Annotated in this window: 25 protein-coding genes and 1 pseudogene; 13 read left to right on the forward strand and 13 right to left on the reverse strand. The window is 71.8% G+C overall.

Annotated elements, in window-relative coordinates; all coding sequences use genetic code 11:
• Positions 1-37: 37 nt before the first annotated feature.
• Positions 38-958, forward strand: coding sequence for a sensor histidine kinase (locus tag C2L58_RS43230; RefSeq protein ID WP_103343401.1), 921 nt, complete (start codon positions 38-40; stop codon positions 956-958).
• A gap of 69 nt (positions 959-1,027) precedes the next feature.
• Here C2L58_RS43230 and C2L58_RS43235 read toward each other — a convergent pair whose 3' ends face one another.
• Positions 1,028-1,981 carry an alpha/beta hydrolase gene (locus C2L58_RS43235; RefSeq protein ID WP_103343402.1) on the reverse strand — a complete coding sequence of 318 codons (954 nt, stop codon included), beginning with the start codon at positions 1,979-1,981 and terminating at the stop codon, positions 1,028-1,030.
• Between the two features lie 78 nt (positions 1,982-2,059).
• On the reverse strand, positions 2,060-2,767 hold the full coding sequence (locus tag C2L58_RS43240) for a TetR/AcrR family transcriptional regulator (RefSeq protein ID WP_103343403.1): 708 nt from the start codon (positions 2,765-2,767) through the stop codon (positions 2,060-2,062).
• 69 nt (positions 2,768-2,836) lie between these two features.
• Between C2L58_RS43240 and C2L58_RS43245 the strand changes: the two genes are divergently transcribed.
• Entirely contained in the window at positions 2,837-4,276 is a 1,440-nt protein-coding gene (locus tag C2L58_RS43245) for a carotenoid oxygenase family protein (protein ID WP_103343404.1), read from the forward strand.
• Here C2L58_RS43245 and fdhD read toward each other — a convergent pair.
• Complete coding sequence (gene fdhD / locus C2L58_RS43250; protein ID WP_103343499.1) at positions 4,273-5,097, reverse strand: formate dehydrogenase accessory sulfurtransferase FdhD; 825 nt, start codon at positions 5,095-5,097, stop codon at positions 4,273-4,275. The two genes, C2L58_RS43245 and fdhD, sit on opposite strands and share 4 nt — an antisense overlap.
• 102 nt (positions 5,098-5,199) lie before the next feature.
• Between fdhD and C2L58_RS43255 the strand changes: the two genes are divergently transcribed.
• From C2L58_RS43255 to C2L58_RS43270, 5 genes and pseudogenes are all read left to right on the forward strand, one after another.
• A complete protein-coding gene (locus C2L58_RS43255) occupies positions 5,200-6,549 on the forward strand; it encodes an L-lactate MFS transporter (protein ID WP_103343405.1) in 1,350 nt (449 codons plus the stop codon).
• On the forward strand, positions 6,549-6,674 hold the full coding sequence (locus C2L58_RS51360; RefSeq protein WP_255410631.1) for an MFS transporter small subunit: 126 nt from the start codon (positions 6,549-6,551) through the stop codon (positions 6,672-6,674). The genes C2L58_RS43255 and C2L58_RS51360 overlap by 1 nt, the downstream gene beginning before the upstream one ends.
• Positions 6,671-7,422: pseudogene (locus C2L58_RS43260) on the forward strand (SDR family NAD(P)-dependent oxidoreductase). The gene C2L58_RS51360 and the pseudogene C2L58_RS43260 overlap by 4 nt, the downstream one beginning before the upstream one ends.
• A 50-nt stretch (positions 7,423-7,472) precedes the next feature.
• Positions 7,473-8,906 carry an LCP family protein gene (locus tag C2L58_RS43265; RefSeq protein WP_103343406.1) on the forward strand — a complete coding sequence of 478 codons (1,434 nt, stop codon included), beginning with the start codon at positions 7,473-7,475 and terminating at the stop codon, positions 8,904-8,906.
• A gap of 346 nt (positions 8,907-9,252) precedes the next feature.
• On the forward strand, positions 9,253-9,777 hold the full coding sequence (locus C2L58_RS43270; protein ID WP_103343407.1) for a hypothetical protein: 525 nt from the start codon (positions 9,253-9,255) through the stop codon (positions 9,775-9,777).
• On the opposite strand, the gene C2L58_RS43275 is transcribed toward C2L58_RS43270, so the two are convergent.
• The 4 genes from C2L58_RS43275 to C2L58_RS43290 all read right to left on the reverse strand — a co-directional run bounded on the left by C2L58_RS43275 (position 9,768) and on the right by C2L58_RS43290 (position 14,292).
• Complete coding sequence (locus C2L58_RS43275; RefSeq protein ID WP_103343408.1) at positions 9,768-12,092, reverse strand: FdhF/YdeP family oxidoreductase; 2,325 nt, start codon at positions 12,090-12,092, stop codon at positions 9,768-9,770. The two genes, C2L58_RS43270 and C2L58_RS43275, sit on opposite strands and share 10 nt — an antisense overlap.
• A 42-nt stretch (positions 12,093-12,134) precedes the next feature.
• Complete coding sequence (locus C2L58_RS43280; RefSeq protein WP_103343500.1) at positions 12,135-13,436, reverse strand: MFS transporter; 1,302 nt, start codon at positions 13,434-13,436, stop codon at positions 12,135-12,137.
• A gap of 73 nt (positions 13,437-13,509) precedes the next feature.
• Positions 13,510-13,947 carry a MarR family winged helix-turn-helix transcriptional regulator gene (locus C2L58_RS43285; RefSeq protein ID WP_103343409.1) on the reverse strand — a complete coding sequence of 146 codons (438 nt, stop codon included), beginning with the start codon at positions 13,945-13,947 and terminating at the stop codon, positions 13,510-13,512.
• 51 nt (positions 13,948-13,998) lie between these two features.
• Positions 13,999-14,292: a hypothetical protein gene (locus C2L58_RS43290; protein WP_103343410.1), complete on the reverse strand. Its 294-nt coding sequence runs from the start codon at positions 14,290-14,292 to the stop codon at positions 13,999-14,001.
• Between the two features lie 56 nt (positions 14,293-14,348).
• Here C2L58_RS43290 and C2L58_RS43295 point away from each other — a divergent pair, with 56 nt between their 5' ends.
• Positions 14,349-16,970: a valine--tRNA ligase gene (locus tag C2L58_RS43295; protein ID WP_103343411.1), complete on the forward strand. Its 2,622-nt coding sequence runs from the start codon at positions 14,349-14,351 to the stop codon at positions 16,968-16,970.
• 83 nt (positions 16,971-17,053) lie between these two features.
• Here the strand turns inward: C2L58_RS43295 and C2L58_RS43300 are convergent, their stop codons facing one another.
• On the reverse strand, positions 17,054-18,031 hold the full coding sequence (locus tag C2L58_RS43300) for a LysR family transcriptional regulator (protein WP_233226253.1): 978 nt from the start codon (positions 18,029-18,031) through the stop codon (positions 17,054-17,056).
• Between C2L58_RS43300 and C2L58_RS43305 the strand changes: the two genes are divergently transcribed.
• Positions 18,030-18,794, forward strand: coding sequence for an alpha/beta fold hydrolase (locus C2L58_RS43305; protein WP_103343502.1), 765 nt, complete (start codon positions 18,030-18,032; stop codon positions 18,792-18,794). The two genes, C2L58_RS43300 and C2L58_RS43305, sit on opposite strands and share 2 nt — an antisense overlap.
• Before the next feature lie 11 nt (positions 18,795-18,805).
• Complete coding sequence (locus C2L58_RS43310; protein WP_103343412.1) at positions 18,806-19,582, forward strand: alpha/beta fold hydrolase; 777 nt, start codon at positions 18,806-18,808, stop codon at positions 19,580-19,582.
• Here C2L58_RS43310 and C2L58_RS43315 read toward each other — a convergent pair.
• Positions 19,566-20,435, reverse strand: a complete 870-nt coding sequence (locus C2L58_RS43315; protein WP_103343413.1) for an SGNH/GDSL hydrolase family protein — start codon at positions 20,433-20,435, stop codon at positions 19,566-19,568. The genes C2L58_RS43310 and C2L58_RS43315 overlap by 17 nt on opposite strands.
• A gap of 70 nt (positions 20,436-20,505) precedes the next feature.
• Positions 20,506-21,141, reverse strand: a complete 636-nt coding sequence (locus C2L58_RS43320) for a class I SAM-dependent methyltransferase (protein ID WP_103343414.1) — start codon at positions 21,139-21,141, stop codon at positions 20,506-20,508.
• A 74-nt stretch (positions 21,142-21,215) separates the two neighbouring features.
• Between C2L58_RS43320 and folC the strand changes: the two genes are divergently transcribed.
• Both folC and C2L58_RS43330 read left to right on the forward strand, forming a co-directional pair.
• The gene (gene folC / locus C2L58_RS43325) at positions 21,216-22,871 is read left to right on the forward strand and encodes a bifunctional tetrahydrofolate synthase/dihydrofolate synthase (protein ID WP_103343415.1); all 1,656 of its coding nucleotides are present in this window, start codon (positions 21,216-21,218) and stop codon (positions 22,869-22,871) included.
• The gene (locus C2L58_RS43330; protein ID WP_103343416.1) at positions 22,868-23,257 is read left to right on the forward strand and encodes a DUF4233 domain-containing protein; all 390 of its coding nucleotides are present in this window, start codon (positions 22,868-22,870) and stop codon (positions 23,255-23,257) included. Before folC ends, C2L58_RS43330 begins: the two co-directional genes overlap by 4 nt.
• Before the next feature lies 1 nt (position 23,258).
• Here the strand turns inward: C2L58_RS43330 and C2L58_RS43335 are convergent, their stop codons facing one another.
• The 3 genes from C2L58_RS43335 to C2L58_RS43345 are packed head-to-tail and all read right to left on the reverse strand — an operon-like array spanning position 23,259 to position 25,351.
• Complete coding sequence (locus C2L58_RS43335; RefSeq protein WP_103343417.1) at positions 23,259-23,570, reverse strand: ArsR/SmtB family transcription factor; 312 nt, start codon at positions 23,568-23,570, stop codon at positions 23,259-23,261.
• Positions 23,567-24,424, reverse strand: a complete 858-nt coding sequence (locus tag C2L58_RS43340) for a hypothetical protein (RefSeq protein ID WP_146073794.1) — start codon at positions 24,422-24,424, stop codon at positions 23,567-23,569. The genes C2L58_RS43335 and C2L58_RS43340 overlap by 4 nt, the downstream gene beginning before the upstream one ends.
• 33 nt (positions 24,425-24,457) lie before the next feature.
• Positions 24,458-25,351, reverse strand: coding sequence for an SDR family oxidoreductase (locus C2L58_RS43345; RefSeq protein WP_103343419.1), 894 nt, complete (start codon positions 25,349-25,351; stop codon positions 24,458-24,460).
• A gap of 86 nt (positions 25,352-25,437) precedes the next feature.
• Here C2L58_RS43345 and C2L58_RS43350 point away from each other — a divergent pair, with 86 nt between their 5' ends.
• Positions 25,438-26,007: a TetR family transcriptional regulator gene (locus C2L58_RS43350; protein WP_103343420.1), complete on the forward strand. Its 570-nt coding sequence runs from the start codon at positions 25,438-25,440 to the stop codon at positions 26,005-26,007.

Raw genomic sequence — 26,007 nt, forward strand, 5'->3', positions numbered from 1 at the left:
GGGTTTGAAGCGCTCGCCCGTGGGGTACGCAGTTCCTGTGGTAGATGCCCTCGGACCGTTTCGGCATCCGGCACTCTTCTATCGCGGCGACACCGAGTACCTGGACGGTGTCATCCCGTTCCTCCTCGAAGGCCTCGACCGGGGTGAGCCCGCGGCCGTCGCCGTCCCCGGCCGCAATCTGCTGCTGATCGAGAAGGCCCTGGAAGACCGGGCCGGCGACGTCCGCCTGATCGACATGGAGCGGGCGGGCCGCAACCCCGGTGCCATCCTGCCGTCGGTGCTGCACGCGTTCGCCGGCGAGCACGCCGGCCCGGTGCGCATCGTGGGCGAGCCGATCTGGGCCGACCGCACGGACTCGGAGTACCCGGCGTGCGTGGTCCACGAAGCCCTCATCAACAACGCCTTCGCGGGGCGTGACCTGGCGGTGCTCTGCCCGTACGACGTCGGGGAGCTGCCGCCGGCGGTCCTGGCCGACGCCGAGCGGACCCACCCGGAGCTGTGGGGCCTGGCCGGGCCGTTCACCAGCCCGCGCTTCGACCCCGACGGCGTCCGCGCGGACTTCACGCGGCCACTCGAGCCACCACGGGGTGCGGTCGAGCGCCGGTTCGACCTCGGGCAGCTGGCGTCGCTGCGCGGCTTCGCGGAGATCTGGGCGGCCCGGCACGGCCTGCGCCGCCCGCGCCGTGACGACTTCGCGCTGGCGATCGCCGAGCTGACGACGAACAGCGTGCTCTACGGCGGCGGCACCGGTGTGCTGCGGCTGTGGGCGGAGGCGTCGCAGGTGGTCGGCGAGGTCAGCGACGACGGCACGATCGCCGAGCCCCTGGCCGGCCGCATCCCACCTTCGGCGACCACCCTGGGCGGCCGCGGCCTGCTGCTGGTCAACCGCCTGGCCGACCTGGTCCGCACGTACTGGGTCCCGGGCCGCACGACCACCCGCATCCACTTCACCCGCTGACCCGGTCGTGAGTGGTAAGGAGGGTTCTAACCCTCCTTACCACTCACGACCAGTCACGGCAGACCTGGTTCAGTCGGCGCGGGGGACGTGCTTGCCGAGGAAGCTGATCAGGCTGGGCACCACCGTGCGGTTGAACGGGTCGCCGTGCTTGCCGTGGGCGGTGTGCGCGACCGCCGGGTGGGCCGCGTCGATGTAGCGGCGGACGCCGGTGATGAACGAGTCCTCCGTGCCGCACCAGATGCCGTTGGCCACGCTCTTGGTCTCGTCGATGTGCCGCAGCGGGTCGAGGGCCGTCCAGTCCTGGATGCCGGTGAAGATGTGCCGCTTGGCCATCTCCGGCCACGACGTGATCAGCGCCGGGGCCAGCGTCGCGACGGCGGCGGGCGGCTGGCGCCGCTCGATCCGGCGGCGGGTGTACACCAGCGCGCCGAACCCGCCCATCGACATGCCCGTGCAGGCGAACGGCTGCCCGGCCGGGCCGGCGAAGCCGCGGGCCCGCAGCCACTGCGGGACCTCCTCCAGCAGCATGGCCAGCGGGTCGTCGCCGGGGTGCACCTGGTGCCAGTAGTTGTCGCCGCCGTCGACGGCCACGAAGCCGAACGCCGGGACCGCCTTGCGGGCGACGTCGCTGGCGAGCTGCTTGAGCGTGCCGGTGGGTACCGCGCTGCGGGCGTTGCCGTGCAGGCCGTGCAGCGCGAGCGACATCGGCAGCCCCTTGGGCGGGGTCTTCGACGGCAGGATGAACACCAGGTCGACCATCCGGCCGCGCGCGGCCGAGTAGACGCGCTCGACGCGCGTGCTGCCCAGCTGGGTCGTCGGGTTCGACGACGTCACGCCGACCGTCCGCTGCAGGGCCTGGCTGAACGGCAGCTTGCCGGTCGCGGTGCCGGCGGCCAGCCCGGTCACGGCCAGCCCGGACGCGCCCGCGATCAGCACCGACCGGCGGCTGAGCCACCGCCGGGCCCCCTGGACCGCCTCGACGACCGCCCCGGCCGGTTCCGCGTCCCCGTTTTGCTCGTTCACCCTGTCTCCATCCCCCTGCCCCCTCATCAAGGACGCCGCGCACCCGCTCCGCGTTCCCCGGCGTCCCCGTTCACCGGGTTATTCGTTCTCACCCTGCCCGGCGTTTCCGGTCCTCGCCCGCCAAGCCGCCCGCGCGGCCTCGGCCGAGCGCCCGGCCTCCTCCACAGTGTCCCCGAGACCCACCGCCATGGTGATCCCGAGGGGGATCAAAATGTGGTCTATGCCCTGTTCACCGGGGCCGAAGTGCCCCGACACCTCCAGTGTGACGAATCCGTGCAGCGCACTCCAGAGCTGGGCGGCGGCCTGGTACTCGTCCGCCGGCCGGAACCGGCCGGCGGCGATGGCCCGCTCGGTCGCCCGGACGATGTGGGCGAACGCCTCCAGCCCCTCCTGAGCTGCTTCGCGGCCGGCCGCGGTGGTGAGGTCGGACAGCGTCGCCCGCTTGCCGCCGGGTGAGGTCTGGCCGAACGTCACCGCGAACAGCTGCGGCTGCTCGGCGACCGCCTGCCGGTAGGTGCGGGCCAGGCTGAAGATGTCCGCCACCGGGTCGCCGGTCTCCCCGACCCCGGCCAGCCACCCCGAAAGGCGCAGGTAGCCGGCCTGCGCGACCGCGTCGACCAGGGCGGCCATGCCGCCGAAGTGCGTGTAGACCGCCATCGTCGAGACCCCGACCTCCGCCGCCAGCTTGCGGGCCTGGAGAGCGTCGGGGCCGTTCTCGTCGAGCAACCGGATGGCGGCCTCGACGAGCCGAGTTTTGATTTCGGTCGCGCGCGGTTTGGGGCTCATGCTTGCCAGTATCTCATAACCCTGTTATACCTGGTTCTATAACCGAGTTATGGAAGGCGTGAGGATCCCATGGGCAACAAGTTCCTCGAAGGCAACTTCGCTCCGGTCAGCCAGGAGCACACGATCACCGGGCTCGACGTCACCGGGCGCATCCCGGAGTTCCTCGACGGCCGGTACCTGCGCAACGGCCCGAACCCGCTCTCCGAGGTGGATCCGGCCGCCTACCACTGGTTCATGGGCGACGGCATGGTCCACGGCGTGCGCCTGCGCGACGGGAAGGCCGAGTGGTACCGCAACCGGTGGGTCCGCAACCCCGCCGTCACGGCGGCGCTGAACGGCGAAGACACGAGCCGGTTCTGCGGGCTGGGCGCGCTCGGCGCGAACACCAACGTCATCGGCCACGCGGGCAAGACCCTCGCCCTGGTCGAGGCGGGTGCGCCGATCTACGAGCTGACCGACGAGCTCGACACCGCCGGCCGCTGCGACTTCGACGGCACGCTCCCCGGCGGCTACACCGCCCACCCCAAGCGCGACCCGTGTACCGGCGAGCTCCACGCCGTCTCGTACTTCTTCGGCATGGGGAACAAGGTCCAGTACTCGGTGATCGACGCGGCCGGCCGCGCCCGCCGCACGGTCGACGTCGAGGTCGCCGGGTCGCCGATGATGCACGACTTCTCGCTCACCGAGAAGCACGTCGTCTTCTACGACCTGCCGGTGACGTTCAACGCCGAGATGGCGGTCGCCGCCAGCGTGCCGGCCGCGCTGCGCACCCCGGCGAAGCTGGTGGTGTCGGCCATGGTCGGCAAGGTCCGCGTGCCGGACCCGGTCACCGCGATGATGGCCGGCAAGCTCGGCGCGAACGGCGGCCTGCCCTACCGCTGGAACCCGAAGTACCCGGCGCGGATCGGCGTGATGCCGCGCGAAGGCGGCAGCCGGGACGTCCGGTGGTTCGACGTCGAGCCGTGCTACGTCTTCCACCCGCTCAACGCCTACGACGACGGCGACAGCGTCGTGCTCGACGTCGTCCGCCACCCGAAGATGTTCGACCGCGGGCTGAACGGCCCCGACGAGGGCGGCCCGACGCTGGACCGCTGGACCGTGGACCTGGCCACCGGCAAGGTGCTGGAGGAGCGCCTCGACGACCGCGGCCAGGAGTTCCCGCGCGTGGACGAGCGCCTGGTCGGCCGCCGCCACCGCTACGGCTACGCGATGGCGGCCGACGGCGGCGCGGAGCCCGGTGGCTCGCTGTACAAGCACGACTTCCGCACCGGCGCGCGGGACGAGCGCGCGTTCGGTGCCGGCCGCCAGCCGGGCGAGTTCGTGTTCGTGCCCCGCCACGACGACGCGGCGGAGGACGACGGCGTCTTGATGGGCTTCGTGTTCGACCCGGCGACGCGGCGCAGCGACCTGACGATCCTGGACGCCGGCACCCTGGAGACGGTGGCCGCGATCCACCTGCCGGACCGCGTGCCCAACGGCTTCCACGGCAACTGGGTCGCCTCGGTCTAGGTCAGGATGCGGTGGTCGCCGGTGTAGAGGTTCATCGATTCGCCGCGGAGGAAGCCGATCAGGGTGATGCCGTTCTCCTCGGCCAGCTCCACCGCCAGTGACGACGGTGCGGAGACCGCGGCCAGCAGCCCGATGCCCGCCATCGCGGCCTTCTGGACCAGCTCGAACGACGCGCGCCCGGACACGAGCAGGCCGAGGCCGGGCGCCGGGATCCGGCCGTCGAGGACCGCCCAGCCCAGCACCTTGTCCACCGCGTTGTGCCGGCCGACGTCCTCGCGGACCACGGCGAGTTCGCCGTCCGGGGTGAACAGGGCCGCCGCGTGCAGGCCGCCGGTGCTGGCGAACACCTTCTGGCGGGCGCGCAGCGCGTCCGGCAGGCCGGACAACGTCTCGCTCTTCACCGCGAACGCCGCCTCGGCGGGGGAGAAGCGGGTGCGGAGCTTGACCGCGTCGAGCGCGGCCTTGCCGCAGACGCCGCACGACGAGGTGGTGTAGAAGTTGCGCTCGACGCCGGTGTCGGGCGGCGGGACGCCGTCGGCCAGCGCGATGTCCAGCACGTTGTAGGTGTTGCGGCCCTGGTCGTCGACGCCGTCGCAGTAGCGGGCGACCGCGATGTCCTCGCGGCCGCCGATCACCCCTTCGGACAGCAGGAAGCCGTGGGCCAGCTCGACGTCGTGGCCGGGGGTGCGCATGGTGACCGCCAGCGCCCGCCCGCCGACCCGCAGCTCCAGGGGCTCTTCGGCCGCCAGCGCGTCGACGCGGCGCCGGTCCCCGGTCGCGGAGATCCGCCGCACCGGCCTGCGCACGGTCACCCTGCCCATCAGCACACCCTTCGCTGCCCGAAAGTTCGACACTCGTATGGTGCAACACCGGGTATTTAGTAATACATTCCCACCATCATCCCCAGAATACGGAGGGAACCGATGGCTCTCGGCTTCCTGGACCGATCCCGGATCGTGGCACCCCCCAGCTGGACGCGCTGGCTGGTGCCGCCGGCGGCCCTGTCGGTACACCTGTCGATCGGGCAGGCCTACGCGTGGAGCGTGTTCAAGACCCCGCTCGAGAAGACGCTGCACCTCAACGGCACGCAGAGCTCGCTGCCGTTCCAGCTCGGCATCGTCATGCTGGGGCTCTCCGCCGCGTTCGGCGGCACGCTCGTCGAGAAGAACGGCCCGCGCTGGGCGATGTTCGTATCGATGTGCTGCTTCGCCAGCGGATTCCTCATTTCCGCGCTCGGCGTGGCGACCGGGCAGTTCTGGCTGGTCGTCCTCGGCTACGGCGGTGTCGGCGGCATCGGGCTCGGCATCGGCTACATCTCCCCGGTCTCGACGCTGATCAAGTGGTTCCCGGACCGGCCGGGCATGGCCACCGGCATCGCGATCATGGGCTTCGGCGGCGGTGCGCTGATCGCCTCGCCGTGGTCGTCGTCGATGCTGGGCACCGCACCGACGACGAGCACCATCGCGACGGCGTTCCTGATCCACGGCCTCGTCTACGCGGTGTTCATGTCGATGGGCTGGCTGCTCGTGCGGGTGCCGGCCGACGACTGGAAGCCGGCGGGCTGGGAGCCGAAGACCGACCACGGCAAGGCGATGATCAGCACGGCGAACGTCTCGGCCGCCAACGCGATCAAGACGCCGCAGTTCTGGTGCCTGTGGGTCGTCCTGTGCTTCAACGTCACGGCGGGCATCGGCATCCTGGAGAAGGCGTCGCCGATGATCCAGGACTTCTTCAAGGGCACGTCGACGCCGGTGGGCGTGGCCGCGGCGGCCGGGTTCGTCGCGCTGCTGTCGCTGTGCAACATGCTCGGCCGGTTCGTCTGGTCGTCCACTTCGGACCTGGTCGGCCGCAAGAACATCTACCGCACCTACCTCGGCGTCGGCGCGGTGCTGTACCTGGTGATCGCGCTGACGCAGAACTCGTCCAAGCTCGTGTTCATCCTGTGCGCCATGGTGATCCTGTCGTTCTACGGCGGCGGGTTCGCGACGGTCCCGGCGTACCTGAAGGACCTCTTCGGCACCTACCAGGTGGGCGCGATCCACGGCCGCCTGCTCACCGCGTGGTCGGTGGCGGGCGTGCTCGGCCCGCTGATCGTCAACCGCATCGCCGACAGCGAGAAGGCGGCGGGCAAGTCCGGCCCGGACCTGTACACGACGTCGTTCTACATCATGATCGGCCTGCTCGTGGTCGGCTTCGTGGCCAACGAGCTGGTGCGCCCGGTCAAGGAGAAGTACCACGAGCCGGTCCGCGAGGCCGTGAGGAGTGACGCGTGATGACCGAACCGACGACGAAGCCCAACCGGGTGCCGCTGATCGTGCTGGCCTGGGCGTGGGTGGTGATCCCCTTCGGCTACGGCGTGTACCAGCTGTTCCTGAAGCTGGTCCAGCTGTTCGGATGAGCAGGGGAGTGCTGGTCACCGGCGCGTCCCGCGGCATCGGGCGCGCCGTGGCCAGGGCGTTCGCGGCGCGCGGCGACCGGCTCGCCGTCCACTATGGACAGCGACTCGCGGACGCCGAGGAGACCTTGAAAGCGCTCCCCGGTGACGGGCACGTGCTGATCGGCGGCGACCTCGCCGACCCGGAGGCCGCGCGGCGCATCGCCGACACGGCCGAAGCCGGGCTCGGCGGGGTCGACGTGCTGGTCAACAACGCCGCCGTCGCGACGTCGGCCGAGACCGCGCACGCGATCGCCGGGGTGTCCTATGCGGACTGGCAGCGGATCTGGCGGCGCACCGTCGACGTCAACCTCGTCGGCGCCGCGAACCTCAGCTACTGCGTCGCCCGGCACCTCATCGGGCGCGGCGCGCCCGGCCGGATCGTCAACATCGGGTCGCGCGGCGCCTTCAAAGGCGAGCCGGACCACCCCGCGTACGGCGCCAGCAAGGCCGCGCTGCACGCGTTCGGCCAGTCGCTCGCCGTCTCCCTCGCACCCCACGGCATCTCCGTGACGTCGGTGGCGCCCGGCTTCACCGCCACCGAGCGCGTCGCCGATCGGATCGACGACGCCCTGCGCGCGCAGAGCCCGTTCGGGCGGGTCGGCACGCCCGAGGAGGTCGCCGCGGCCGTCGTCTACCTGGCCTCGGCCGATGCACCTGGGCCTCCGGCGCGATCCTCGACCTCAACGGAGCCTCGCACCTGCGGATGTGACCCGGGTCTCACCCGTGCAGCGGTTCCCGGTGCCCAGGCGTCCAGGGGGCGTGCATCCACTGGGGAAGATCGTCGTCGCCGGGCTGGCCCTCGTCGTGCTGGGTGGTACCGCGTACGGCTACACGAACCTCCGCGCCCTCGACGAGGTGACGCGCGACAGCGTGATCGACGCGGACGGCGAGACGAAGCCGGGGGAACAACCCGCCGACGGCTCGCTCGACATCCTCCTGGTCGGCCGGGACGCGCGCGAGGACAACCAGGGCACGCCGCTGGCGCCGGAGGTGCTGCGCGAGCTGCGGGCCGGCGCCAACGGCGACGACCTCACCGACACCCTGATCGTGCTGCGGATCCCGAACGGCACCAAAGAGGTGAAAGCGTTTTCCATCCCCCGGGACAGCTACGTCTCGATGGCGGGCGGCAAGGGCAAGATCAACGCCGCGTTCGGGCGGGCGAAGGCGGCCGAAGCGGGGCGGCTGCGCCGGGCGGGCGAGACCGACAAGGCGAAGATCAACCAAGGCGCGCTCACCGCCGGGCGGCGGGCGACGCGCCAGGCGGTCGAGGACCTCACCGGGGTGAAGATCGACCACTTCGCCGAGGTCAACCTGCTCAGCTTCTACGAGATCAGCAAGGCCATCGGCGGGGTCGAGGTCTGCCTGAAGGAAGCCACCAAGGACAAGAACTCGGGCGCGGACTTCCAGGCCGGCCCGCAGCGCGTCGCGGGCGCGGACGCGCTCGCCTTCGTCCGGCAGCGCGACGGCCTCCCGGGCACCGACCTCGCCCGCGTCCGGCGCCAGCAGGTGTTCCTCGCCGGGCTGGCCAGGCAGGTGCTCTCGGCGGGCACGCTGGCCGATCCGGGGAAGCTGTCGGACCTGATCGACGCGGTGAAGCGCTCGGTGGTGCTGGACGACTCGTGGAACCTCCTCGACTTCGTCGGGCAGATGCGCGGGGTCAGCGGCGGCGGGATCCAGTTCGCGACGATCCCGGTCGGCAACGTCGACTACCGCTACGACCCGGCGAACCCCCGGGCGACGGCGGTGCAGGTCGACCCGGCGGCGGTGAAGGCCTTCGCGGCGAACCTGATCGGCGGCGCGGCCCCGGCGACGTCCGGCACGCCGGCCGCGCCTTCCACGCCGGCCGCCTCGGTCACCGTCGACGTCTCCAACGCGGGCCCGAAGGCGGGGCTCGCGGCCCGCGTGGCGGGGGTCCTGCACGACAAGGGGTTCACCTCGCGCGCGGCCGGCAACTCGGAAACCCGGCGGACGTCGCTGGTCCGCTTCGGTCCCGCCTTGGCCGAGCGCGGCGCCGAGGTGGCGAAGCTGCTGGGCGGGCTGACGACGCAGCAGTCCGCGTCGGTGCCGGCCGGCCACATCGAGGTGGTGCTCGGGTCGGTCTACTCCGGTCCCGGCGTGTCCGCCGGCGGCGGCGCTCCCGCGGGCTCCGCGGACGAGCCGATCACGTCGAACGGCGTCGTTTGCGTCTACTGACCGGCGGGTGAATTGATCGACGGCGGAGTTCCGGATTTTCCGTCGAATCCCGGAAATGCGCGGGAAATTCCCGCGAGGATCGTCCCGACTGGACCACGGTGGACCACCCGGGTCAGTGGTCTTGACGCTGCCGCCCTGGTGAGGCAGGGTGCGTTGACCGTCGGCGCGGGCAAGGCCGCGCGGCGGAGGAAAGTTCACCCGATCGGTGGGCGATCTTGGAAAATCGATTTCAGGGAATACGGAAAGTCCGGGATTTATGCGCAGCAGTGTCGCCCGGGGTGGGTGGATCTTGCCCGTCCTCGCTTCAGCCGTTCTTTGTGCCGGATGCCAGTCGGCGTCCGCTTCGGTGCACTACCCGGGCGCGATAGACGCCTGCCGGCTGCCCGGGCCGAACGCGGAGCAGCAGCTCGCGCCCGGAACCGTCGAGATCCCGGTCGACTCGGTGAAGCTCGCCGAAGCCAAGGTCATCCCCGCCGACCACGCCAGCGAGGGCAACGAGGTCACCACCTGCCGCCGGCTGTTCGCGCGCGACCTCGGCGGCGGCAAGCCCAACCTGCAGGACTACCGGCTCGTGACGATCGCCGTGGTGCGGTTCACGCAGGCCGACCCGGACGAAGCCGCCACCAAGGCCAGCCAGCTGATGACCGACGCGCTCGGCGACCACTCGGGCGTCCGGCTCGCCACCGGCGTCGGCGACGAGTCCGGCTTCTCCGAGCAGTGGGCCGCCGTGCGGACCGGGAACGTCGTGCTGGGCCTGGCCATCGCCGACGGCGGGACCGAGGCCGCGCTGATCCCGCCCGCGACCCTGGACAACGTGCAGGCCGTGGTCACGGACATGACCGGCACGCTGCAGCGGAACTATCAGGGCTGAGGTTCGGCCCGGACCGGTTCGAGCCGCACGACGATCGCCTTCGACACCGGCGTGTTCGACTTGTCGGCCACCGAGTCCAGCGGCACCAGCGCGTTCGCCTCCGGGAAGTACGCAGCCGCGCAGCCGCGGGCGGTCGGGTACGCGACGACCCGGAACGCCGCCGCGCGGCGGTCCGGGTCGTCGCGCCACTCGGAGACCAGGTCGACCATGACCCCGTCGGCCAGGCCGAGCGCCGCGAGGTCGTCCGGGTTCACCAGCACGACGCGGCGGGCGTTCTCGATCCCGCGGTAGCGGTCCGAGAGCCCGTAGATCGTGGTGTTGTACTGGTCGTGGCTGCGCATCGTCTGCAGCAGCAGCCGGCCCGCGGGGACCTGCGGGTATTCGAGCTCCGAAACCGTGAAGTTGCCCTTGCCGTTCGCGGTCCCGGTGAACTCGCGGGAGTCGCGCGGGGCGTGCGGCAGCACGAAGCCGTCCGGCTCGCGGACGCGGGCGTTGTAGTCGTGGCAGCCCGGCACGACCCGGGAGATCCGGTCGCGGATCAGGTCGTAGTCGGTCTCGAAGCTGCGCCACGGCACGGCGTGACCCGGCCCGAAGAGCTGCTCCGCCAGCCGGCAGACGATGGCGATCTCCGAGAGCAGGTGCTCGCTCGCCGGCTTCAGGCGGCCGCGTGAGGTGTGCACCTGCGACATCGAGTCCTCGACGGTGACGAACTGCTCGCCGCCGGCCTGGACGTCGCGTTCGGTGCGGCCGAGCGTCGGCAGGACCAGCGCGGTGCGGCCGTGCACGACGTGCGAGCGGTTGAGCTTCGTCGACACGTGCACGGTCAGCGAGCAGGAGCGCAGCGCCTTCCCGGTCAGCTCCGAGTCCGGCGTCGCCGACGCGAAGTTGCCGCCGACGGCGAAGAACACCTTGCCGCGGCCGTCACGCATCGCGCGGATCGCGTCGACGGTGTCGAAGCCGTGCTTGCGCGGGACCTCGATGCCGAATTCGCCCGCCAGGGCGTCCAGGAAGGACTGCGGCATCTTCTCCCAGATGCCCATCGTCCGGTCGCCCTGGACGTTCGAGTGCCCGCGCACCGGGCACAGGCCCGCGCCCGGCTTGCCGATCATCCCGCGCACCAGGGCGAGGTTCGCGATCTCCGAGATCGTCGGCACGGCGTGCTTGTGCTGGGTGAGGCCCATCGCCCAGCAGTAGATGGTGCGCTCGGAGGAGGCGATCATCCGGGCGACGCGCTCGATCTGCGCGCGGGGGAGGCCGGTCGCGCGCTCGATCTCCGGCCAGTCGATCTCCTGGAGGTGCTTCGCGTAGGCGTCGAAGCCCTCGGTGACGCGATCGACGAACTCGCGGTCGACGATCGCGCCGGGCGCCTCGGCGTCCCAGGCCAGCAGCAGGTGCCCGACGGCCTGGAACAGCGCCAGGTCGCCGCCGAGGCGGACCTGGGCGAACTCGTCGGCCAGCGGGGTGCCCTTGCCGACGACGCCGCGGACGTTCTGCGGGTTCTTGAACCGCATCAGCCCGGCCTCGGGCAGCGGGTTGACGGCGATGATCTTCGCGCCGCGGCCCTTGGCCTCCTCGAGCGCCGAGAGCATCCGCGGGTGGTTGGTGCCCGGGTTCTGCCCGACGACGACGATGAGGTCGGCCTGGTGGATGTCGGCCAGGCTGACCGAGCCCTTGCCGACGCCGGTGGTGGCCGACAGCGCCGCGCCCGAGGACTCGTGGCACATGTTGGAGCAGTCCGGCAGGTTGTTGGTGCCGAAGGAGCGCACCAGCAGCTGGTAGAGGAACGCGGCCTCGTTGCTGGTGCGGCCGGAGGTGTAGAAGATCGCTTCGTCCGGCTCGGTCAGCGCCTTGAGCTCGCCCGCGACCAGCTCGAACGCGTCGTCCCAGGAGATCGGTTCGTAGTGCGTCGCGCCTTCGCGCAGCACGAAGGGCTCGGTGATCCGGCCCTGCTGGCCCAGCCAGTAGTCGGTCTTGGTCTCGAGATCGGCGATCGGGTGGGCGGCGAAGAACTCCCGGCCCACCCGCCGTTTCGTGGCCTCCTCGGCGACGGCTTTGGCGCCGTTTTCGCAGAACTCGGCCAGCTTGCGCTTCTCGCCGTCGACCTCGCGCGGTTCCGGCCACGCGCAGCCGGGGCAGTCGAAGCCTTCGCGCTGGTTCAGCAGCCGCAGCGCCTTGATCGTCCGGCCGGTGCCCATCTGCTCGACGCTGCGCGCGAGCGACACGGCGACACCCGGTATCCCGGCCGCCCAGCCCTTCGGCTTGCCCACCTCGAGGCGGGTTTCGTCCACGTCCTGCGCCGGCGCTTCACGGGTCATGTGTTCATCGTGCGCCTCGATGATCGCCGGGCGCCACGAGGGTCAGGCCTTTTCGGCCCGCAGCCTGCGGTCGGCGACCGTGACCACCAGCAGCAGCCCGCTGATGACGACCAGCGCGACGGCCAGCCGGTGCAGGCCGGCGGAGTCGGCGTGCGGGCCGTAGCAGAGCGCGATGAGCGTCGAGGCCACGATCGCGCCGAGGTACTGGGCCGTGCGGAACAGGCCGCTCGCGGTGCCCATCTGCTCGGCGGGTGCCTCGCGGTAGAGCGTCGTCTGGTTCGCGACGCTGGTCAGGCCCTGGGCGAGGCCGAACAACGCGGCCAGGGCGAGCAGCGCGCCGACCCACGTGCCGTCGTGGACGAGCAGCAGCAGCGCCGAGCCGCCGGCCAGCGCGACGGCCACGGTGACCAGCCGCGCCTTGATCCCGGACCCGCGTCCGGAGAAGGCCGCGGCGCAGACGGCGGTGCCCGACATCGGCAGCAGCATCATCCCGGCGGCTTCCTCGGACAGCCGCCGGGTGGTCTCCAGCCACTGGACGTACCCGAACATGATCGCGTAGATGGCCATGAAGCTCAGCGCCTGCCGCAGGTAGGTCCGCAGGATCGCGCCGTTGGCCGCGAGCATCCGCAAGTCGAGGAACGGGGCGTCGCGCCGGAGCTCTACCAGCGTGAACGCGGTCCCGAAGGCGGCGACGACGGCGAGCAGCCAGACCTCGGCGCCGGGGTCCATCAGGAAGAACAGGAGCGCGAGCAGGGTGGCGGAGAACAGGGCGATGCCGAGCACGTCGATCCGGGTGGCGGTGCGCTCGCCGCGGTCGTCCTTCGGTACCCCCAGCAGGGCCAGGACCAGCGACAGCCCGGCGAGCGGGATGTTCACCGCGAAGATGGCCGGCCAGCCGAAGAGGCCGATCAGCAGCCCGCCCAGCGTGGGGCCGATCACCATCACCGTCTGGGCGGACATCGACAGCAGCGACAGCACCCGCGCGGGCACGCCTTGGCCGTGCGCTTCGGCGTGGTGGCGCAGGACGGCCATCGCGGCCGGGAACCCGGCACACGTGCCGAGGCCGAGGACGACGCGCACACCGGTCAGCCAGCCGACGGAGACGGGGATCATGCCCGCGATCCCGGCGACGATCACCAGGCTCGCGCCGCCGAGCAGGACGCGGCGGGCGCCGTGGCGGTCGACCAGCAGGCCGACCACCGGCTGCCCGACCGCGGTGGCCAGGTAGAGGGCCGAGATCAGCCAGGCGGTCTGCCCGGGGCCGGCGCCGAAGCTCTGCCCGATCGGCACGAGCGCGACGGCGATGAGCGTGGAGTTGATCGGGTTGAGCACCGCGCCGGCCACCAGCGGGGTGACCAGGCGGGCGCCGAACTTGGCGGGAGCGGTGACGGTGCTCGTGAGGAACTCCTTCGGTCTTTCAGTGTTGCGCAATGCGCTGCAGCAGCGGCAGAGCGCGGGTGACGGCGTCGAGTTCGGCGGGCGACAGCTCGTCGAGCAGGGCCTGGGCCAGCCACTCGTCGCGGTGCTGCTGGATCCCGCGCACGGTGTCGCGCCCGGCGTCGGACAGGCTGATCACCACGCGCCGCCGGTCGGCCGGATCGGGCGTGCGGGCGAGGTAGCCGAGCTCGTCGAGGACCCCGAGGGTGGCGGCCATCGACTGCTGCCGCACGTGCTCGGCGGCGGCCAGCTCACCTTGCGTGGCCGGGCCTTCGCGCAGGAGCCGGTTCAGCACGGCGGACTGCGAGGGTGTCAGGATCCCGGCGTTGTCGACCTGGCGCAGCCGCCGGTGCAGCTGCCCGACGACCCCGCGGATCCAGCCGGCGCTCTCGGCGACGTGCGGAGGTACTTCGCCCATACACACAGTCTAACTGTTCAGTCCAGACTGTGCATCTGGGAGGGGCGGGAGTCAGCCGAAGTACGCGAGTTCGTTGACGCCGAAACCCTGCAGCTGGTGCACGATGATCGCCGCGGCGACCAGGCCGACCACGATGAGCAGGGCCAGCACGCCCGGCCAGCGGCTGTGCCCGGGCTGCTGGAAACCGCCCGACCGGCGCTCGCGCTTACGGCGCTTCTTCAGGTCCTTCTTCGCGCCCAGCCAGGCGTCCCGCTGGGCGTGCTTCTGCCAGTCCGGGTTCATCAGGTCCGGGTGCGTCTCGAGGCGCCGGTCGTCCGGATCCTGCGGCTGCTGAGGCTCTGCCATCCCGAGTGCCTTCCCCCTGGGTGACCCGCCGTGACGGGTTCGTAGACTTGTCCATTGTGACCGAGAACGCTCCGCAGCAGACCACCGACCTTCCGGGTGCCTGGGACCCGGCCGCCGAGGAAGCCCCGATGTACGACCGCTGGGTAGCGGCCGGGTACTTCACGGCCGACGCTTCGTCGGGGAAGCCGCCGTTCTCGATCGTACTGCCGCCCCCGAACGTCACCGGCAGCCTGCACATGGGCCACGCCCTCAACCACACGCTGATGGACGCGATGAGCCGCCGTCGTCGCATGCAGGGCTACGAAGTGCTGTGGCTGCCGGGCATGGACCACGCGGGCATCGCGACGCAGAACGTCGTCGAGCGCCAGCTGGCCGGCGAGGGCCTTTCGCGCCACGACCTGGGCCGCGAGAAGTTCGTCGAGCGCGTCTGGGAGTGGAAGGCCGAGTACGGCGGCAAGATCCTCGGCCAGATGAAGCGCCTCGGCGACGGCGTCGACTGGTCGCGTGAGCGGTTCACCATGGACGAGAACCTGTCGAAGGCCGTCCAGACGGTGTTCAAGAACTTCTTCGACGAGGGCCTGATCTACCGGGCCGAGCGGATCATCAACTGGTGCCCGCGCTGCCAGACGGCGCTGTCGGACATCGAGGTCGACCACAACGACGACGACGGCGAGCTCGTGTCGATCCGCTACGGCGACGGCGACAACGCCATCGTGGTGGCCACCACCCGCGCCGAGACGATGCTGGGCGACACCGCGGTCGCCGTCCACCCGGACGACGAGCGGTACGCGCACCTGGTCGGCACCGAGGTCGAGCTGCCGCTGACCGGCCGCCGCATCCCGATCGTGGCCGACAAGCACGTCGACCCGGAGTTCGGCACCGGTGCGGTGAAGGTCACCCCGGCGCACGACCCGAACGACTTCGAGATCGGCCGCCGGCACGACCTGCCGATGCTGACGATCATGAACGAGCGCGCCGAGATCACCGCGCCGGGGCCGTTCGAGGGGCTCGACCGGTTCGAGGCGCGGCCGGCGGTCGTCGCGGCGCTGCGCGAGGCCGGCCGGATCGTCGCCGAGAAGCGCCCGTACGTGCACGCCGTCGGGCACTGCTCGCGCTGCGACACGGTCGTCGAGCCGCGGCTGTCGCTGCAGTGGTGGGTCAAGGTCGAGGAGCTGGCCAAGCTGGCCGGCGACGCGGTCCGCGACGGCCGCACCAAAATCCACCCGCCGGAGCTGGGCAAGCGCTACTTCGACTGGGTCGACAACATGCACGACTGGACGATTTCGCGCCAGCTGTGGTGGGGCCACCGCATCCCGCTGTACTACGGCCCGGACGGTGAGGTCGTGTGCGTCGGCCCGGACGAGCAGCCCCCGTCCGGGGAAGGCTGGACGCAGGACCCGGACGTGCTGGACACGTGGTTTTCGTCGGGTCTGTGGCCGATGTCGACGCTCGGGTGGCCTTCGTCTTCGGAGGACCTGGCCAAGTTCTACCCGACCAGCGTCCTGTCGACCGGCTACGACATCCTGTTCTTCTGGGTCGTCCGGATGATGATGTTCGGCGTGCACCAGATGGACGGCAAGCAGCCGTTCGACCACGTGTACCTGCACGGCCTGATCCGCGACGCCCAGGGCAAGAAGATGTCGAAGTCGCGCGGCAACGTGATCGACCCGCTGGAGTGGATGGACGCGTACGGCGCGGACGCCACCCGGTTCACCCTGGCCCGCGGCGCCAACCCGGGCGCGGACATGGCCCTGGCCGACGAGTGGGCGGCGGGTTCCCGCAACTTCTGCACGAAGCTGTGGAACGCGACGAAGTTCGCGATGATGAACGGGGCTTCGGTCGCTTCCGAGTTGCCTCCCGCCGCTTCGCTGACCGAAGCGGACCGCTGGATCCTGGGCCGGCTCGGCGCGCTGGTGTCCGAAGTGGACGGCCTGTTCGAGGACTTCCAGTTCGCGAAGGTGGCGGGCGCGCTCTACCAGTTCACCTGGAACGAGCTGTGCGACTGGTACCTGGAGCTGGCGAAGGTCCAGCTGTACCAGGGCGATGACGCGCGGGTGGCCGCGACCCGCTCGGTGCTGGGCCACGCGCTGGACACGGTGCTGAGGTTGCTGCACCCGTTCATCCCGTTCATCACGGAGAAGCTCTGGACGGCGCTGACCGGCGGCGAGTCGCTGGTCGTCGCGTCCTGGCCGGTTCCGTTCGAGGGCTACGCGGATGCTTCGGCCGACGCGCGCATCGCGGACGTCCAGAAGCTGGTGACGGAGATCCGCAGGTTCCGCGCGGACCAGGGCCTCAAGCCGGGCCAGAAGGTGGCGTCCCGCTTGGCGGGTTACGCGGGCGGCCACGAGCCGGCGATCCGTTCGCTGGTCCGCCTGACCGAGCCGGCGGACGACTTCGCGGCGAGCGCGTCACTGGAGGTGGCCCTGCCGGACGGCGTGGTGACGGTGGAGCTGGACCTGTCGGGCACGGTCGACGTGGCGGCGGAGCGCAAGCGTCTCCAGAAGGACCTCGCGGCGGCGGAGAAGGAACTGTCGCAGACCGAGGCCAAGCTGGGCAACGAGGCATTCATCGCGAAGGCCCCGGAGCAGGTGGTGGCGAAGATCAAGACCCGCAAGGAGACAGCGGCGGCGGACATCGACCGCATCACGGCTCGCTTGGCGGCGCTCCCGGCTTCCTGAGGTTGTGGACGAAAGCCCGGCACTCCCTCGTGGAGTGCCGGGCTTTGTCGTACCCCTCCGGTAGCGTGGAAATCGGGGGCTGCTCAGTCGGCTTCGGTGGCCCGCGCCGCTTCGATCAACGCCACCAGTTCCGGCGTCAGCCGCCGTTCCGAAGACGTCGCCAGGTACGTCGGCATCCGCGGCGAAGGATCCCGAAGCGGCCGGAACACCACGCCCGGCACCGGCAGCAGGTTCGCGTGCGCCCGGTAGAACACCGTCCAGTGTGGACGGCCGAACCCCAGCGTCCCCAGGGTGTCCTGCGCCGTCGTGAATTCCTTCCCGAGCACCGGCTCGAACCCCGCCTCCCGGCAACACGAAACGACCAGGTCGTACAACGGCTGATTCCGCGAAGGCGGACTCAATCGCGCCGGAAGTGACGCCAGTGAAACGAACGAAACCTCGGAAGACGCAGCCAGTGGATGCGAAGCCGGAAGCGCCACCCAGACCTCGTCCGTCCACAAAGGAGTGAAGTCGAGCCCCGGGGAAGGCCACGACCCCCGCACGATGGTCGCGTCCAGGGACCCGTCCCGAACCCGCTGAAGCCGCTGAAGAGTCGGCGCGTGGAGCAACTCCAACGAAGCCGACGGAGAAAGCCGCGCGAACGCTCCCAGCAAAACCTCCAGCCGGTCGCCCAGACCCTCACTCGTCCCCAACCGCACCAAGGCCCCGGAAGGCCGGAACTCCGCAACCGAGTCCACCGCCCGGTCCGCCGCCGCCAGCACCGCCCGCGCCTGCGGCAGGAACCGCTGTCCGGCCTCCGTGAGCGCCACCGAGCGCGTCGTCCGCACGAAAAGCGGCACCTCCAGCTCCCGCTCCAGCCGCCGGACCTGCTGGCTCACCGCCGGCTGGACGATGTGCAGCCGCTCGGCCGCGCGGCCGAAGTGGAGCTCCTCCGCCACCGTGACGAAATACCTCAGCTGACGCAGCTCCACGACCGGCCCCCATTCATCAGGCTTCGTGATCAGTGTAGGAGCGGACTGCTCATCGAAGCCGCCGGTCGCGAGCGGTTCCATGACCGGCATGCCCTCCTTGGACGTCAACGGAACCCGTCTCCACTACGAAGACGCCGGCACCGGCCCCGCGCTGCTGCTCCTGCACGGCTGGGGGACCAGCGGGCGCGTCTGGCACTCGTGCCTGCCCGATCTGGTGGGCGACCACCGCGTCGTCACCCTCGACTGGCGCGGGTGCGGCCGCTCGGACCACCCCGCCGACGGCAACACCATCGCCGGTGTCACGGCCGACCTCGTGCGGACGATCGAGGCGCTGCGGATCAAGCCCACCGTCGTCGGGTCCAGCATCGGCGGCCTCTTCGCCACCGAGCTCGCCCTCGCCCGGCCGGACCTGGTCGAACGCGTCGTCGCGGTCGACAGCCCGGGGTACTGGCCGAGCACCGGCATGCTCGACCAGGTCCTTGACCTGCGCAAACAGCTGGTCGACGACCGGGCCGGCACGCTGGCCGGCTGGGTGCCGGACTGGTTCGCGCCCGGCGCCGCGCGCGAGCTCGTCGAGTGGACCGTCCGCCAGCTGCTCGACTCCGGCGCCTACATCGACGAGCTGTTCACCGAATGCACCACCTACGACCCGCGGCCGCGGCTCAAGGACCTCGCCGTCCCGATCACCTACCTGCACGGCGAGCTGGACGCCCAGATCCCGCTCGAAGTGCCGCGCAGCTGCGCCGCGGCGACCCCCGGCGCGCGCGTGCACGTGCTCGCCGGCTGCGGGCACGTGCCGCACCAGGAAAACCCGCGCGCGTTCACCGCCGCGCTCCGGACCATCGCCGCCTGAAGGGGACAACCATGCCGAAAGTGAACCTCGGAGACGCCGTCGTCCACTACGACCGGACCGGCGACGGCCCCGCGCTGCTCCTGCTGCACGGCACCGCCGCATCCCGCGAACAGTGGGCGCCGCTGACCGCGCAGGCGGCCGGCTTCACCGTCCTGGCCCCCGACTTCCCCGGGTCCGGCCTGACCACCGACGACGGCGGCCCGATCACCGTCGAAGCCCTCGCCGCCCAAGCCGTGGCCGTCCTGGACCACGCGGGAATCGGCACCGCCCACGTCGTCGGGCACTCGCTCGGCGCCGTCGTGGCGGCCCACCTGGCCGGCACCCGCCCGGACCGGGTGCGCTCGGCGGTGCTGCACGCCGCCTGGCCGGCCACCGACGTCCGGCAGGACGCCGAGTTCCGCTACTGGCTGGACCTGCTCGAAACGGGGACCTTCGCGCGCATGCTCCCGCTGATGGCCTTCGGCCCGCGCTACTGGGAACAGGCCACCGCCGAGAGCAACGAACAGCTCGTCAAAACCCTGGAAACGGCGATCCAGCCCGGCGCCGGCCGGCAGATCGAGACCGATCGCGCGGTCGACCTGCGACCGGTCCTCGGCCGGATCACCGCGCCGGTGCTGGTGCTCGGCAGCACGCACGACCGGATCGTCACGGCGTACCAGCAGCGAGAGCTGGTGGCCGCGATCCCGGACGCACGCGCCGCCGAACTCGACGCGGGACACGGCGCCCCGGCCGAGCTGCCGGCCGAGTTCGCCCGGATCGTCCTGGACTTCGTCAGCGCAACGCCTTGAGCACCACCGCGGCCACCCCGGCCATCCCGGCCCGCAGCGGGTGGTAGGCGGCCGCGGCGAAGAAGTTCTGGTCCTTGCCGTTGATCCACGCCGAGCCGCCGCGCGCGCAGGCGTCGTGGCCGCTCGACGGGCCGAAGGTGTCGACGTACTCGGCGGCGCTGTTCAGGGCCGCGTCCGAAAGGGCGGCGTTGAGGTCGCTCTCGACGCGGTTCAGCCAGGCGTAGTCGCCGTCCGCGAACGGGAGGGTGTCCGGGCAGGAGCCGCTCTCCGGCGCGATCCGCGGGTAGCCCACGACGACCACCCGCGCCCCGGGCGAGCGCTGGTGGATCGTGGCCAGGACGGCCTGGATCCGCGGCTGGACGGCGGTGATGGCCATCTGCACGGTTTCGACGCCGTTGACCGTGAAGTGCTGCTCGCAGGGGTTGCCGGCCGGGGCGCTCGCGCGCAGCCCCGGGCACGTCGCGATCAGCCGGCCGATCAGGTCGAAGTCGTTGCCGCCGATACCGAGGGTGACCAGGTCGGTGTCGAGGCGCAGGGCATCCAGCTGCGGGGGGTTCGTGGCGTTGAACGCCACCTGCTGCGGCGCGGTCATCGAGCCCGTGTCGGCGCCGGAGCAGCTCACGTCGGTGAACACGGCGGGGTGCAGCGCGGCCGCCACGACCGACGGGTAGTTCGCCGTCGACCGGCCGCAGCCGAGCGGGTCGGAGCGCTGGAGCGGGATGAACGGCCCGGAGGTGTAGGAGTCGCCGAGGGCGACGTAGTGGTGGATGCCCTCGGCCGAGGCGGCGGCCGCGGTAGCGGTGAGCAGGATGGCTGCCGAGGAGGCGGCGACGAGCAGCCGGGTGGTGCGCATGGAGACCCCGTTCTGTTCCGGAAACGCTCCTCCCACCTCTAGCGAGCGCCGGCCGGTTCGGGGCGCGGTTTCACCCCCCAGTCGGGTCACCCTCACCGTGCTCACGGTAAGTGATCAAGGTGCGCCAGAAGAGCAACGGCCGGACCGTGCTCCCGGGCAGCAGCCGGGCCGCCTCGCGGCGCAGCTCGGCCAGCGTCGGGTAGTCGTCGGCCACCGGGGCCGTCGGTCCTTCCTCGGCGCCGCCGTTCAGCCGGTCCCCGGCGTGGACGACCAGCCGCGCGAGCGCGTTGAGCGGAACCGCCGCGGCGGCGCGCGCCCAGTCCGCGGGCGTGCTCGGTTTCGCCAGGCCGAGCACCACGAGCACGCCGCCCGGCACCAGCGCGCGGCGCAGCTTGGTCACCGTCTCGAACGGCATGTGGTGCAGCGACGCCAGGCACGAGATGTAGTCGTAGTGGGCCTCGGGCAGGGCGTCGGTGGTGACGTCGGCCCGCCGGTAGACGATCTCGCCGGGCCCCGGCGACCCCAGCCCGGCCGCCGCTTCGACCATCGCCGCCGAGACGTCGACCGCCTCCACCGCCATGCCCGTCGCGGCCAGCCGCCGGGCGAACCGGCCGGTGCCGCACCCGACGTCCAGCGCGATCCCCGGACCGGGCGGCAGGAGGTCCAGCAGCAGCGGGTGGTAGTGGTGGTTGTGGTTGAACGGCATGCGTCGAGAGTGCCATCAAGCACCGACGTAGACTCGGATGGCAAGTGCGAAAACCCCACGCCGGAGGAGATTCAGTGCCGCAGGATGAGACAGGTCGCAAGCCGGACCTGTCGGATCTGGACAGCTTCGCGGGCGTCGACGAACTGGGGACGTCGGGGTACGAGGAGTCCGACGACGACGACCCGGAACTGGACGTCCGCGACACCGCGTACGACGCCGGCGGCGGCTCGCGCGGCGGGATCGGCGGGGTCGGCCAGCTCGGGGACAACCTCGCCACCGGCCCGGTGCCCGACCTCAGCGTGCCCGAGGACGCCGAGCTGCACGAGCTGGACGACCAGGGTGAACCCGAGGTGTACGGCCACCCGGACGGCCCCGAGGCGCGGCGCGAGCTGATGGCCGTCGAGGCCGAGCTGAACCAGCGCTGGCCGGAGACGAAGATCGAGCCGTCGCTCACCCGGATCTCGGCGCTGACGCAGCTGCTGGGCGAGCCGAACCGCGGCTACCCGGTGCTGCACGTGGCCGGCACGAACGGCAAGGGCTCCACGGCCCGGATGATCGACGCCCTGCTGACCCGGATGGGCCTGCGCGTCGGCCGCTACACCAGCCCGCACCTGCAGCTGGTCACCGAGCGGATCGCGCTCGACGGCCGGCCGATCTCCGCCGCGCGCTACGCCGAGCTGTGGAACGACATCGCGCCGTACGTGTCCATGGTGGACGGTGCCGCCGCGGACGGCGTCGCGATGAGCAAGTTCGAGATCCTCACCGGAATGGCGTTCGCCGCGTTCGCGGACGCCCCGGTGGAGGCCGCGGTGCTCGAAGCGGGCCTGGGCGGCGCCTGGGACGCGACGAACGTCGCGGACGCCGACGTCGCCGTCATCACCCCGATCGGTCTCGACCACGTCGAGTACCTCGGCCCGGACATCCTCGGCGCGGCGCGCGAAAAGGCGGGCATCATCAAGCCCGGCTCGGTCGCGGTGATCGGCGAGCAGGACCCCGAGGTGCTGAAGGTGCTGCTGGAGCGCGCGGTCGAGGTCGACGCCGCGGTCGCCCGCGCGGGCAGCGAGTTCGGCGTGCTGGAGAAGGAGATCGCCGTCGGCGGGCAGCTGCTGAAGCTGCAGGGCCTCGGCGGCGTGTACGACGAGATCTTCCTCCCGCTGCACGGCGCCCACCAGGCCGCGAACGCCGCTCTGGCGCTGGCCGCGGTCGAGGCGTTCTTCGGCGCGGGCAAAGACAGGCAGCTGGTCGTCGAGGCGGTGCGCGAAGCGTTCGCCGAGGTCGAGACCCCGGGACGGCTCGAGCGCGTCCGGTCGGCCCCGACGGTCCTGCTCGACGCGGCCCACAACCCGCACGGCGCCCGGGCGCTGGCGACGACGGTGTCCGAGGAGTTCGCCTTCCGCCGCTTGGTCGCGGTGGTCGGCGTGATGGCCGAAAAGGACGCCCACGGCATCCTCGACGCGCTGGAGCCGGTGGTGTCGGACATCGTCGTGACGCGCAACTCCTCGCCCCGCTCGATGCCGCTGGAGGAGCTGAACGAGCTGGCGATCTCGGTGTTCGGCGAAGACCGCGTCGTCGCCGAGACGGACCTGGAGACGGCGGTCGAGACGGCGATCGCGCTGGTGGAGACCAACGACGACCCCGAGGAGCCCCTGGCGGGCGGCGGCGTGCTGGTCACCGGCTCGGTGGTCACGGCGGGCGAGGCGCGCACGCTGTTCGGGAAGGAGCCGGCGTGACGTCGGAAACTCCCAAGCCGAAGGACCCGATGAAGGGCTTCCGCGGCGTGATGTCCGGAACGCTGATCATGGAGGCGATCACGGTCGCCCTGGCGCTGCCGGTGGTGAACAAACTCGGCGGCGGGATCTCGACGGGCACCGGCTGGACGGTCATCGCCGTGGCCGTGGCCCTGATCGTGACGTGCGGGTTCGTCAAGCGCCCGTGGGCGGTGCCGCTGATCCTGGCGCTGCAGGTGGTGCTGATCGCGCTGGCGTTCTGGCTGCCGGCGATCGCGGTGCTGGGCGTGCTCTTCCTGGCGGTGTGGCTGTGGCTGCTGTGGCTGCGCCGGGACGTGGCCCGCCGGATGGCGGCCGGGACGTTGGCGAGTCAGCAGCCCCAGCCGTGACTCACTCGTGCGGCGCCGCCTGGCAGGCCCGCACCTCGGTGGTGAGCGCGTCGAGGGCGTCGAGGGCGTCGGTGGGTACGTCGAGGCGGTAGATCCGGTGCGGGCCCGCCCGGCTGACGGCCAGCAGGCGGGCGTCGAGCAGGATGCGCAGGTGCCGGGACACCGTGGACTGCGGCAGCCCGAGCGCCGCCTGTACCTCGCCGACCGTGGCTGATCCGCCGCGGTCGATGAAGACTCCGACTATCCGGACCCGGGTCGCTTCGCCGAGCGCCCGCAGCACGGGCAGGGCCGTGGTGAGTGCGCCCTGGATCATGCGCTCACCCCCGCCAGCAGCTCTTCGAGCTCACCGGTCGGGAGGCCGTGGCGCCGGCCGAGGTCCACCCAGTCCCGCAGCATCCTTGCCGTCTGCGGGCCGTGCCCGCCGAAGTGGTCGCGGAGGTAGTGCGGCACGTCGAACGGCGCCAGCCGGGGCAGCACCGCCAGTGCCGCACCCACGGCCTGCGGGCGGACCGGGCGCGGGCTCGGGCCGCCGAAGCCGGCCGCGACCGCGTGCCGCGCCTGGGTCGCGGCGGCGGCGAGCTGCCGGGACGAGCGGCGGGCGGCCGCGAGGTCGAAGCCCGTGGCGTGCAACCCGGCCACGACGGGCATCATCGTCGCCGCGGACACCAGCGGAGCCGCGAGCGAGGCCGTCCGCGACCACCGCGGGCGGGCGAACACCGACCGCAGTGACGCCGACGCGGGACCGGCGATCGTGAACCGGGCCCGCGCCGGCGGCCACCACCACGTCGGATTCGCACCGGCGGCGAAGAACTCGGGAACGACCAGGGCCCACGGCCGGTCGCCCGCCAGTTCGCGAAGCAGTTCCACTTCCGACGGCACCTGCGTGACCGCCGCGACGATCGCCGCCGGCCCGAGCAGCTCGGCGACGCCGGGCGAGGCGGGCGAGGCCGTGCTGATCACCACATCCCAGCCCGGTGCCGGCTCGCCGGCCGGCACCAGGTCGACTCTCCGCCGCGCGACCGGACGGGCGCTACGCAGCCGGCGGGTCCCGACGAGCCGGGATTCCGCCGTCCGCTCGCGCACCGCGAACCCGACCCGGTGCCCCTCGGCCGCCGACGTCGCCAGTACCCGGGCCACCGGGCCCTGTCCCACCACCAGAACACGCACGCCCGCACCATATCCGCATATCCGGATGTAGTGCTAGAGGTAGTCGCCGTGCTGGATGTCGTCGAGCAGGTCGGGCCCGGTGGGCGACCAGCCGAGCAGCTCCCGCGTGAAGGCGCTGGAGACGGGCGCGTCGAAGCCGTAGACCGTGGCCATGAACGGGCTCGCGTAGTGGCCGGCTGCCTCGTCCGGAGTCAGGGAAACCACGGGCAGGTCCAGGCCGCGCCCGATCGTCTCGGCGATGCTCCGGAACGGGACGTTTTCCGCGGCTCCGTGCAGCACGCTGCCGGCCGGAGCCGCTTCCAGGGCCAGCCGGAACAGGGCCGCCGAGTCGAGCCGGTGCACCGCGGGCCACCGGTTGGCGCCGTCGCCGACGTAAGCGGACTTCCCGGTCTTGCGGGCGGTGCCGACGAGCATCCCGAGGAAGCCGTAGTCCCCGGGGCCGTGGACGCTGGGCGCGAGCCGGACGACGCTCGCCCGCACGCCCTGCCCGGCGAAGTCCAGGCAGGCTCGCTCGCCGGCGATCCGGAACGCGGCGAGCCCGGCCGTGTCGGGCTCGTCCCGCTCGGTGCTTTCCCGGCCGGCGGGCATGACCAGCGTGCCGGACGTGCTCACGAACGGCTTGCCGGAGTGCGCGAGGACCCGGCCCAGCGTCTCGATCGCCGTCCGGTCGCGGCGCATCATGTCGCCGGGATCGCCGAAGTCGCCGCCGAAAGCCATGTGCAGGACACCGTCGGCGGCTTCGGCGCCCGCACGCAGGCTGTCGAGATCGTCGAGCGAGCCGGGGTGCGGGGTGGCGCCCAGCGACTCCAGCCGGGCGGCGGCGGCGTCCGAACGTGCGAGGCCGGTGACGGTGTGGCCGGCCGCGATCAGCTCGGCGACGACGGCGGGGCCGGTCAGGCCGGAACCGCCGGTGACGAAGACGTGCATGGGGACTCTCCTGGTAGCGACAGTGACTGACGCTACCGACTGTACCTCGTAGTGTCAGTCACTGGCGCTACCGGTAGGCTGAGGGTGTGCCACGCAGCGGAGAAGAAGCGCGCCGCCGCCTCCAGCAGGCGGCCTTGGAGCTGTACGGAGAGCGGGGTTTCGACGGGACCACCACGGCCGGGATCGCCGCCAGGGCCGGCGTCACCGAGCGCACGTTCTTCCGCCACTTCCCGGACAAGCGCGAAGTGCTGTTCGACGGCGAAGCCGCCCTGCGCGCGGAGCTGACCCGCTCGGTGGCCGACGCGCCCGAGGGCCTGCCGCCGTTCGAAGTCCTGCTCCGCGCCTTCCGGAAGGCGGGCCGGATCCTGGCGGAGAACCGGCCGTTCGCCGAACCGCGGCTGGCGGTCATCGCCGCCACCCCGGCGCTGCGGGAGCGCGATCTGGCCAAGGCGGCGGCGATGGCCGATGCCCTGGCGGCGGCGCTGCGCGAGCGGGGGGTCGGCGACCGGCTCGCCGCGCTGGCCGCCCACGTCGGCTGGGTCACCTTCCACCACGCGGCCGGGGCCTGGATCCGGGAATCCGCGCGCAGCTTGGACGAGCACCTCGACGAGGCCTTCGCCGATCTGCGCGCGCTGTCGGCGGAGACGAGCGGCTGA

Origin of the sequence: Amycolatopsis sp. CA-126428 (assembly GCF_002904335.1) — a bacterium.
Classification (GTDB): domain Bacteria; phylum Actinomycetota; class Actinomycetes; order Mycobacteriales; family Pseudonocardiaceae; genus Amycolatopsis.